The sequence below is a fragment of the Psychrobacter sp. TB20-MNA-CIBAN-0197 genome, assembly GCF_040309765.1.
GTDB lineage: Bacteria > Pseudomonadota > Gammaproteobacteria > Pseudomonadales > Moraxellaceae > Psychrobacter > Psychrobacter submarinus.
Map to the genome: position 1 here is coordinate 1 of NZ_JBEOPC010000703.1, position 267 is coordinate 267.

Annotated in this window: 1 pseudogene; it reads left to right on the plus strand. The window is 41.6% G+C overall.

The features are described 5' to 3' along the window. Window positions 1-6 precede the first annotated feature (6 nt). Window positions 7-267 (plus strand): annotated as a pseudogene (locus AAEY83_RS15615) (2-oxoglutarate decarboxylase); the annotation flags it as partial.

Here is a 267-nt window from a genome sequence, read left to right on the forward strand (position 1 = left end):
GGTGGCATGTTAACTAACATGGAAAACCAGCTTAAAGAGCAAGGCGCAGCAGATAAGCTTAATGAAGTTTTACTTGAGATCCCACGTGTACGAGAAGATTTAGGCTTTTTACCGCTTGTTACACCAACGTCGCAAATTGTAGGCACTCAAGCGGTACTTAATGTTCTAACGGGTGAGCGCTATAAAACAATTACTAAAGAAACAGCTGGCGTATTAAAAGGTGAATATGGCCTAACACCAGCACCTATGAATAAAGAGCTACAAGAG